At 71.5% G+C, this 9293-nt stretch carries 11 protein-coding genes; 4 read left to right on the plus strand and 7 right to left on the minus strand.

The window, feature by feature from the left end; all coding sequences use genetic code 11:
• Positions 1 to 234 precede the first annotated feature (234 nt).
• Entirely contained in the window at positions 235 to 552 is a 318-nt protein-coding gene (locus tag D7W82_RS36115; protein ID WP_120622646.1) for a DUF3817 domain-containing protein, read from the plus strand.
• Positions 553 to 671: 119 nt separating this feature from the next.
• Complete coding sequence (locus D7W82_RS36120) at positions 672 to 1466, plus strand: Uma2 family endonuclease (protein WP_120622647.1); 795 nt, start codon at positions 672 to 674, stop codon at positions 1464 to 1466.
• Between the two features lie 10 nt (positions 1467 to 1476).
• Here D7W82_RS36120 and D7W82_RS41135 read toward each other — a convergent pair whose 3' ends face one another.
• The 4 genes from D7W82_RS41135 to rsfS all read right to left on the minus strand — a co-directional run bounded on the left by D7W82_RS41135 (position 1477) and on the right by rsfS (position 4474).
• Positions 1477 to 2178: a ComF family protein gene (locus D7W82_RS41135; RefSeq protein ID WP_199727944.1), complete on the minus strand. Its 702-nt coding sequence runs from the start codon at positions 2176 to 2178 to the stop codon at positions 1477 to 1479.
• Between the two features lie 57 nt (positions 2179 to 2235).
• Complete coding sequence (locus D7W82_RS36135) at positions 2236 to 3381, minus strand: RNA ligase RtcB family protein (protein WP_120622648.1); 1146 nt, start codon at positions 3379 to 3381, stop codon at positions 2236 to 2238.
• 78 nt (positions 3382 to 3459) lie between these two features.
• A complete protein-coding gene (locus D7W82_RS36140) occupies positions 3460 to 3924 on the minus strand; it encodes a 23S rRNA (pseudouridine(1915)-N(3))-methyltransferase RlmH (RefSeq protein ID WP_120622649.1) in 465 nt (154 codons plus the stop codon).
• 4 nt (positions 3925 to 3928) lie between these two features.
• Complete coding sequence (gene rsfS / locus D7W82_RS36145) at positions 3929 to 4474, minus strand: ribosome silencing factor (protein WP_199727955.1); 546 nt, start codon at positions 4472 to 4474, stop codon at positions 3929 to 3931.
• Between the two features lie 61 nt (positions 4475 to 4535).
• Between rsfS and D7W82_RS36155 the strand changes: the two genes are divergently transcribed.
• Positions 4536 to 4850: a tetratricopeptide repeat protein gene (locus tag D7W82_RS36155; protein ID WP_120622650.1), complete on the plus strand. Its 315-nt coding sequence runs from the start codon at positions 4536 to 4538 to the stop codon at positions 4848 to 4850.
• A gap of 13 nt (positions 4851 to 4863) precedes the next feature.
• On the opposite strand, the gene D7W82_RS36160 is transcribed toward D7W82_RS36155, so the two are convergent.
• Positions 4864 to 5919 (minus strand): hypothetical protein, encoded by a 1056-nt coding sequence (locus tag D7W82_RS36160; protein WP_120622651.1) that lies wholly within the window; start codon positions 5917 to 5919, stop codon positions 4864 to 4866.
• A gap of 135 nt (positions 5920 to 6054) precedes the next feature.
• Between D7W82_RS36160 and D7W82_RS36165 the strand changes: the two genes are divergently transcribed.
• Complete coding sequence (locus D7W82_RS36165; protein ID WP_171427375.1) at positions 6055 to 6600, plus strand: hypothetical protein; 546 nt, start codon at positions 6055 to 6057, stop codon at positions 6598 to 6600.
• Between the two features lie 18 nt (positions 6601 to 6618).
• Here the strand turns inward: D7W82_RS36165 and D7W82_RS36170 are convergent, their stop codons facing one another.
• Complete coding sequence (locus D7W82_RS36170; protein WP_120622652.1) at positions 6619 to 7665, minus strand: TetR family transcriptional regulator; 1047 nt, start codon at positions 7663 to 7665, stop codon at positions 6619 to 6621.
• A gap of 188 nt (positions 7666 to 7853) precedes the next feature.
• Positions 7854 to 9263, minus strand: coding sequence for a sigma-54 dependent transcriptional regulator (locus tag D7W82_RS36175; protein ID WP_120622653.1), 1410 nt, complete (start codon positions 9261 to 9263; stop codon positions 7854 to 7856).
• Positions 9264 to 9293 lie beyond the last annotated feature (30 nt).

Genomic DNA, 9293 nt, shown 5'->3' on the forward strand with positions numbered 1-9293 from the left:
TCTTCGGGGTGGAGTCCACGCGCAGGGGGATAACAGCCTCCGGGGGTGGACGGGTGGAGGAAGGCGCTTGGCGTGATGCGTCCGACATCCGGGATGCCCTGACGTCAGGCGGGCCCTGGAGCGGGCAGGCACTCCAGCCGGTATCACCCGTGCTCACCGCGCTGACGACGGGAGGCGATACTGCGCTGGCCGCGCGCCTTGACGGTGCGGGATGGGCGGAGGAGAGAGGACGTCATGCTGAAGACCGCCCTGGGCCGTTTCCGCGCCGTTGCCTTCTGGGAAGGCCTGTCCTTCCTGGTGCTGCTGCTCATCGCCATGCCGTTGAAGTACGCGCTGCACATGCCCCTGGGCGTGCGAGTGGTGGGCATGGCGCACGGCGTGCTGTTCGTGGCGTACCTCTACACGCTGATGATGGCGGCCATCGAATACCGCTGGGGCCTGAAGCGGATCGCCGTGGCGTTCCTGGCCTCGCTCGTTCCGGGCGGGACGTTCTGGCTGGACGCGCAGCTGCGCGGTGAGGCGCTCGCGCTGGAGACGGCGAAGACGCGCTGATTCGAGGTCATTCGCCGCGAAGCCTATACGGCGGTCTGAGAATTCCCTGGCGCGTTGCTTGCTCAAGCCCTGCACGGGGGCGATTGACCATGGGGCCTACCCGACGCAGGCTTGAGGTCATGGGACGTCATACCGACAAGGTTGGAGACGCCTTCCCCCGGGCGCCTTCTCAGGAAGAATGGGATCGGATGGGGCAGGAGGAGCGGGACCGGGTGGTGGCAACACTGCCGGGTGAGGTGACGTACGAAGAGATGGCGATGCCCGAGGGGGACGACCATCAGGAGCCCAAGTTGCTCGCACGCGAGGCGCTCCGGGGCTACTTCAAGCGTCGTGGACGCAAGGCTTACGTAGGCTCGGAACTGCCTGTGTATTACCCGGCGGAGCGACGGTTCGCGCCGGACCTGTTGGTCGTGCTGGATGTGGAGAACCACCGGCGGAAGAAGTGGTTGGTCAGTCACGAGGGGCACGGGCTCGACTGGGTGATGGAGATCCACGCCGGGGGCGACCGGAAGAAGGATGCCGAGTTCAACGTGAGCCGGTATGCCCGTCTGGGAATCCCCGAGTACTTCATCTTCGATGGGGGACGGCTCACGCTGGAGGGCTACCGGCTGGCAACACCGGATGCGCGCGTCTACACGCGTATGGAGTCCCGGAACGGTCGCTTCACCTCTGAGGTGCTGGGCCTCGACCTCCAGGTCGAAGGCGAGGACGTGCGTTTCTGGGCAGGCAACGCGCCGTTGCTGGTCTCCGAGGAGTTCATTGAACGTCTGGAAGATCAGACGATGACTCTGCAACGCCGTGCCCAGGAAGAATCCCGGCGAGCGGACGAAGAATCCCGGCGCGCGGACGAAGCCGAACGCCGCTTCAAGGAGCTCGAAGCCGAGCTCGCACGACTCAAGAAGTCCCAGGGCTGAATCACAGCCATCAGGCGAGGGTGAACGCCCTCGCCAACGTCAGCACCTCCACGCGCGTGGCCCCCGCGTCCCGCAGGGCGACAGCGGCGGCCCGCGCGGTGGACCCCGTGGTGAACACGTCATCCAGGAGCAACACCTCCTGCCCCTTCACCGCCCGCGACGCCACGAACGCTCCGGCCACGTTGCCCGCGCGCTCCGCTTCACTCAGCCCCACCTGTCTCCGCGTCTCCCGCGTGCGCGTAAGCCACCCCACCGGCGCCATCCGCCCCGTGGCCTTCGCCAGCTCCCCCGCGAGCAGGTGCGCCTGGTCGTACTGCCGCTTCCGGAAGCGCCGCACGTGCAGCGGCAACGCCACCACGCATCCGGGGGCGCTCCTCAGGAACCGCCGAGCCTCGTCCGCGAGCAGCGCCCCCAATGGCGCCGCCAGGTCCGGGTGGTCCTCGTACTTGAACCGGTGGATGGCCCGCGCCACCGGCCCCTCATGCGCGAAGGGCGCCCAGGCCCGGCTGAACGGCGGGGGCACCGTCCGGCAGCGGGGACAGGTGTTCCCAGGAAACGCGCCGGGCTCCGCGCACGTCCGGCAACACACCGGCGGCAGCCGCTCCAGCGCCGTGTCACACGGCTCGCAGAACAGCGCGCCCACGCCCGGCAGCACCTTCGCGCAGGCCAGACACATGGGCGGATACACCAGGTCCAACAGGGCCTTCCACATCACCGGGCCTCACAGGGGCAGCGCATCTTCGCGCCCCTCGTGCGAGCCCCGTGCCGCTCACTCCGCCGTGCGGCCTCGCGTCTTGTACGTGAGCACCGGCGCCAGCGTCGCCACCACCCGCACCAGCCCCGCCTCCACCAGGTCCGTCACCACGCGGTCGATGGCCTTGTACGCAGGCGGCGCCTCCTCGAAGAGCAGGTCCCGGTCCTCGCACACCACGTGGCTCTTGAAGGACGTGCGCGTCAGCGACTCCGCCGTGAAGCGCTCCTTCAGCCGCTCCCGCGCCGCCGTGCGCGTCCATTTGCGTCCCGCGCCGTGCGCCAGGCTGTACGCGCTCTGCTCGCCCGTGCCCACCGGCAACACCAGATAGCTCAGCGCGCCACGGCTGCCGGGAATCACCACCGGCCCCTCGTCCCAGGGCGCCGCGCCCTTGCGGTGCAACCACCCCACGCGTCCGCCCGCATGCCGCGCCGTCACGCTGTTGTGGCACACGTCCAACACCCGCCGCCCCGTCGCCCCAATCCCATCCAACGTCCGCTGCGCCACCAGCGCCCGGTTCGCCTTCGCCCACAGCACCGCGCCGTCATGCCGCTTGAGGTACGCGCGCGCCTCGTCCGAGTCCGCCGCCAGTCCGCCCGCCGCGTGCCGATCCACGTGCGTGCGCAGGATGGCCTCTCCCAACCCCCGCGACCCCGAGTGCACGAGCAACAGCAGCCGCTCCTCCCGCAGGCCCAGCGCCTCGAAGACGCGCGCGTCGTGCACCTCCTCCACCCGCTGCACCTCCGCGAAGTGGTTGCCGCCGCCCACCGTGCCCAGCGCCGACTCGAAGCCCGCGCCGCTCGCGCCGTGCTCCGCGAGGACCGCCTCCGTGTCCCCCACCCACGGCCCTTCCAAATCCAGCTTCGCCGCCCACCGCTCCGCCTTCGCCTTGCGCGTCAGCAGGTCCACGTCCCACAACCCCATGCCACAGCCGATGTCGCTGCCCACGAGATAGGGATAGAGGAAGCCCTCGGACTCGAAGGCCGCGCCCACCGGAGCGCCCTTGCCGGGGTGCAGGTCCGGCAAGCCCACCGCGAGTCTCATCCCGGGCAGGCGCGACACGGCCTCCAGTTGGCGGACGGCCTCGCCCTCCACCCAGGACTGGGGCGAGGCGATGATGCGCACGGTGGCGGCCGTGGAGTTTTCAGAAGAAGGCGTGTTCATGATGGCCGCTTCGACGCGGTCCCTTCACGCGCCCTGACGCCCGGGCCCCCAGCCCTTCTGGGTGGCCTGCCCGGCCGCCTACTTGTGGTAGGGCTCGCCCTTCAGGATGGTGAACGCGCGGTAGAGCTGCTCGATGAGCACCACCCGCGCCAGCCGGTGGGGCAGCGTCATCCGCGACAGCGACATCACCTGATGCGCCGCGCCGCGCACCGAGTCGTCCAGTCCCTCGTCCCCGCCGATGACGAAGAGCAGATCCTTCGAGCCCGTCTGCGCCTTGGCGACGTAGCGGCTGAGTTCCACGGAATCCAACAGGGTGCCGCGCTCGTCCAGCGCGACGATCCAGTCCTGCGGCTTGCGCTTGCCCAGGATGGCGGCGGCCTCCGCGGACTTCGCCTCGCCGGGCTTGAGCTTGCGGCCCGACGCTTCGTTCAGCTCCAAGAGCTCGAAGCGCGTGTAGTGCTCGAGCCGCCGCGCGTACTCCTGCACGGCGGGCTCGAACAACCCGGAGCGGTCCTTGCCGATGGAGAGGAGGCGGACCTTCACGGCCTCAGGACAGCTTCACCCGGGGCGCGTCCGCCCACAGCCCGTCCAGGTCGTAGAAGGCGCGCACCTCGCCGTTGAACAGGTGGGCCACGACGTCGTCGTAGTCCAGCAGCACCCACTGGCCCGTCTCCAGGCCTTCCGTGCTGATGGGGCGCAGGGGCTGCGCCTCCTGCTTGAGCTGCACCTGGACGTTCTCCGCCATGGCGCTCACCTGACGGTCGCTCTCGCCGGAGGCGATGACGATGTAGTCCGCGTAGGACGTCATCCCGCGCATGTCGAGGATGACGACGTCCGTGGCCTTCTTGTCCAGCAGCAGGTCGCCGATGCGGCGCGCCAGCTCACGCGCCTTCGCGTTCTCAGCCGGCTTGGGCAACGGCGGCGGGGGGGCGGCCTTCGGGGCCTTCTTGCGCGCGGCGGCGGTCTTCTTGCGCGGCGGCGGACGCACGCCCGGCTTCGCCTTCTTGGCGGCCGTCTTCTTGCGGGCCGGAGCCCGGGTCGTGCTCTTCGCCTTCGCCTTCTTGGATGCAGGGGTCTTCTTCTTCGTGGCCATGTGGCGGATACCCTAGCGCACCCTTGGCAAGCTTCCAGCGCTCCTCTAATGGGTTCCGTCCATGAGCGACGCCCGCCTGGAGCAGTTCAAGAAGATGACGGCCCAGTTCCCCGACGCCCCCATGGCCTGGTTCTCCCTGGGGAAGCTCCACCTGGAGCGCAAGGAATACGACAGCGCCATCCAGACCCTGGAGACCGCCGTCCGCCTGGACCCGAAGTACGCCGCGGCCCTCGTCTCCCTGGGGGATGCCTACGCGGGGGCCGGCCAGACGGACAAGGCGAAGCAGGTGCTCACCACCGCCCGGGACCACGCGCTCGCCCAGCAGCACCCCAGCCTGGCCGAGGAGATCGACGAGCGCATCGCCGACCTGGACTGACTGGACTTCGCTCCTAGTCCTGGTCCCGCCAGGTGAAGCCCACGCCGAACACCTGGCGCGTGTAGCGCAGGTCGTTGCGCGGCAGGCGCGTGCTCCACAGGCCCCAGGACAGCTCCAGGTCCACGCGGGCGGAGACGGGCCGGGCCAGCTTGAGGGACAGCGAGTTCTGCCCCTCGTCCTCCTCCACCAGGATGATCTCCGGTGACAGGAAGATGCCGTCCGGGTAGCGCGCCAGGCCCAGCGTCCCCTGTGCCAGCAGCGTCACCCGCCAGGGCAGCCGCACCCCGGCGCTGCCGACGAGCCGGTGGCGCAGGGCCGTCTCTCCGAAGCTGTTGGAGCTGAGCTCCTGGAAGGCATAGGTGAGCGACAGCTTCACCGGCCCCCGGTACGTGTAGCCCGCCCCCGCCACCAGCGCGCCGTCCTGCCGCCGCACGGGGGACGTGCTGACGCCCGGGAAGGGCCGGGCAAAGGGGCCGTAGCGGCGCGAACCCCATTCGCCAAAGACACTCAGCGTGTGGCGCGGGGTCAACCGGTAGCGGCCGAGGACGCCCACCTCCGGGCCGCCGAAGTCGGCCGTGTGGTCCGGGCGGTACACGAAGCGGCGGGCGCCCAGGCGCACGCGCAGGGCCAGGCGCACGTCCGGGGCGTACTCGGCGAAGAGGCTGGTGCCCAGGTCCGAGTACGCGCGGCTGCCGCCCCGCCGGTCCTTGGCGTGGCCTTCCGCGCCCACGCCCCACTCGGTGCCCAGGGCGAGCGAGCCCTCCAGCGCGCCCGCCTGCACCAGCGTGTCCTCGTTGTCGTAGTCCAGGTACTTCCGGGCGCCCAGCTCGTACCGGCCCACCACCTGGGCCCGCTCGCCGGTGCCCCGGCCTTCCGCCACGCCCAGCACGCCCAGCGCCAGGTCCGCGCCGGGGCCGGGCGTGGCGCCGTCGGAGAAGTCGCGCGGGGCGTTGCTGTCCACGAGCAGCCGGCCGGTGCCCCGGAGCGAGCCCTGCCACTCGGCCGCGCGCGCACCTCCGCCCCAGGGGATGCTGAGGGCCAGGAGGAGCGGGAGGAGGCGGCGGTCCAAGACGCGCGCACCATACTCCGGCCCGCTGGCATGCCCACGCTCGCAAGTGCCCCGTGCGGCCACGTCGTCCCCGGGACACCCGGGGTGTGCCCGCGGTCGGTGACGCCGCACCCGGACGCCCGGTACATTGCGGCCATGTCTTACGCGTCCTTCCTCGCGGCGGTGGTGGCCGGCCTGGGGCTTTCCGCCTGTTCCCCGGCGTCCTTCACCACGGAGATCCAGGGCGAGGCGACGGTGCCCGCGAACCCCGCCGGCACCTCCACGCTCCTCAACGCCTTCCCCTCCATCAGCAGCTTCTCCGCGCTGGACTTCAACGAGAACCAGGACTTCAAGAACCGCGACGTCACCAAGGACGAGGTGACGCGCGTGCAGGTGAAGTCGATGAAGCTCAAGGTCCTGAGCCCCAACGACCAGGACTTCGGCTTCCTGGACTCGATGGAGGCCGTGGCCCGCGCGGGCAACTCCGAGTCGCGCTTCGCGGGGCGCGACAGCATCGCGGGCCTGGGCCTGGGCCCGCCCAACCCCACGGTGGGGTTGAACACGGACGGCAGCGTGGACCTGCGGCCCTACGTGGCCGCTCCCAGCATGTCCATCATCCTGCGCGGCACGGGGCGCCTGCCGGAGCGCGAGGTGCGCGTGCAGGCCACGGTGGTGCTGGAGGTGGAGGGAGGGCTGCTGTAGCGGGCTTCCGGCGCTGCGTCAGGGCGCCAGCGTCTTCGCGCGGCGCTCCAGCGCGCCCGCGCGTCCGTCCAGCTCGCTCGCCAGGGACTCCAGCCGCGCGGCCTCCTGCTCCAGCGAGGACAGGTCCTCCAGGCCGCCCGCGGCCAGCGCCTGGGCGCGCACCGGGTCCACCTGGGGCCGCCGGTCGCTGGCGGCGGGGCCAGCGGACGCGTTGCCCACGGTCGGAATGCCTCCGACCCCCGGACCCTGGGTCGGGTCGCCCACGTAGTCCGGCGACTCCGCCAGTGCGTCGCCCGGGACCATCTCCGGCAGCCGGCCGCCCCGCTGGGTGGGAGCCACCTGCAGGCCCCGGTCGCCCACCGTGCGCATGCGCAGGCGGCGGTCCTGGTCGTCGAACATGGACTCCTCGCCCAGGAAGTCGTTCATGCGGCGGTCCAGGTCGCGCTCCTCGCGCACCTCGGTGATGCGCGCCTTCAGGGCCTGGAGCCGCTGGCGCACCTTGTCCTGGCTGTCGCGCAGCGCGTCCGCCTGCGCGAGCAGGTCCTCCGGATCATCCCCGCGCGCCGCGCCATCCAGCGCCGGCACCTGCGAGGCGGGCAGCGCCGCGCGCACGGCCTCGCGTTCGCCGCGCACGGACCGCATCTGCTCCACCAGCCGCGCGCGCTGCGTCCGGTCCGTCGTCGCGTCCCACGCCGCGCGCAGCCGCGTCAGCTCCTGGGACAGCGCGCCGTGCAGCGCCAGGTGCGCGCGCTCCACCTCGCCGTCCGCGCCGGACACCGACTGCGCCAGCCCCGTGAGCTCTCCGCTCAGCTCCTGCGAGCGGCGCAGCGCGGACTCCAGCTCTCCGCCCGCCGTGAGCTTCCCCTGGCGCTGGGCCTTGAGCGCTTCGATGCGCGAGGCCAGTCCGTTGAGCTCCTCGCGAAGCCCCTGCTGCCGGGTGCGCAGGGTGCGTGCCTCCGTGCGCGCCGCCTGGGCCTGCGCGCGCGCCTGCTCCAGGCCGGACGTCGCCCCGGCGGGAGCGGCCACGAACAGGCACAGGAGGAGGGGGAGGGCACGCAACATCATCGGGGGGACACCGTCAGCAAGGCGGATGCCAGTCCTTCCCTCCTACTCCGTTCCCAGGCCCGACGGAAAGCGCCGTGGTTCCGGGCACCTGCACGGGCAGGGTGGGACGGGGTGGGTGGGCCGGACGGTGGAAAGTCATGGGGCCGGGGCGCGGGTGACGGATTTCCGAGGCCCCCGGGCGCGGGCGCCTACGGAGCCTCCTCGGGGCGTTCGCCGCGCGGCAGGAAGCCGTACTTCTCCAGCTTGTAGTACAGCGCGGAGGTCTTGATGCCCAGCAGGCGGGCGGTCTCCGTCTTCACGCCGCCGGCCTTCTCGTAGGCGCGTGCGATGAGCTGGCGCTCCAGGTCCTCCAGGATTTCCGGCAGGGGCCGGTCGCCCTGGGGCACGGGCAGCCCCGCGTCCATGCGCGGCGTCTGGCCGGCCAGGTGCGAGGGCAGGTCCTGCGGGGTGAGAGTGTCGCCCTCGGCGAAGACGAGCGCCTGCTCCATCACGTTCTCCAGCTCGCGCACGTTGCCGGGCCACGCGTGGCGGGTGAGCGCGTGCAGCGTCGCGTCGTCGATGCCGGTGACGCGCCGGTTGACCCTGGGCGCGTGCTTGGCGACGAAGTGGCGCGCGAGCGCGGGCAGGTCCTCGGGGCGCTCGCGCAGGGGCGGCAGGGTGAGCGGGACGATGTGCAGCCGGTAGTAGAGGTCCTCGCGGAAGCGGCCCGCCTTCACCTCCGCCTGGAGGTCGCGGTGCGTGGCGCTCACCACGCGCACGTCCACCTTGAGCGTCTCCTCTCCGCCCACGCGCTGCAGCTCCTTCTCCTGGAGCACGCGCAGCAGCTTGGTCTGCACGGAGGCGGGAATCTCTCCAATCTCGTCCAGGAAGAGGGTGCCGCCGTCGGCCAGCTCGAAGCGGCCCAGCTTGCGCTTCACCGCGCCGGTGAAGGCGCCGCGCTCGTGGCCGAACAGCTCGCTCTCCAGCAGCGTCTCCGCCAGGGCCGCGCAGTGCACCACGACGAAGGGGCCGTCCTTGCGCGGGGAGCGCTGGTGGAGCATCCGCGCGACCAGCTCCTTGCCGGTGCCGCTCTCGCCGCGCACCAGCACGGTGGCGTCGCTCGCGGCCACCTTGCGCACCTGGGCGAGGAGCCGCTGCATGGGCTCGCTGTCGCCCACCAGGTCGCGGTGGGTGAGGGCGGCGTCGGCGTCATGCGCGTCCGTGCGGGCGGTGAGGCGCTCCACCTGGCGGCGCGTGGCGGACAGCTCCAGGCCCTTGTCCACCTTGGCGCGCAGCACGTCCGGGGGGAAGGGCTTGGTGATGAAGTCGTAGGCGCCCTCCTGCATGGCCTGCACGGCGGTCTCGATGGTGCCGAACGCCGTCACCACCATGACGACGGCGCCAGGGTCCGCCTGCTTGAGCGCGCGCGTCACGGCGATGCCGTCCATGCCGTCCATCTTCAGGTCCGTGACGACCAGGTCGAAGGGGCCCTTCTTGTAAGCGGCGAGCCCGTCCGCCCCGCTGCGCACCGCGGACACGGTGTGGCCGGAGCGGGTGAGGGTGACGGTCATGCCCTCGCGGAGGGTGTCGTGGTCGTCGATGACGAGGATGCGGGCCATGCGCCTGCTCGGGAAGGAAGGGTGGGGGGG

It is taken from the genome of Corallococcus sp. CA049B (assembly GCF_003611685.1).
Classification (GTDB): Bacteria; Myxococcota; Myxococcia; order Myxococcales; family Myxococcaceae; genus Corallococcus; species Corallococcus coralloides.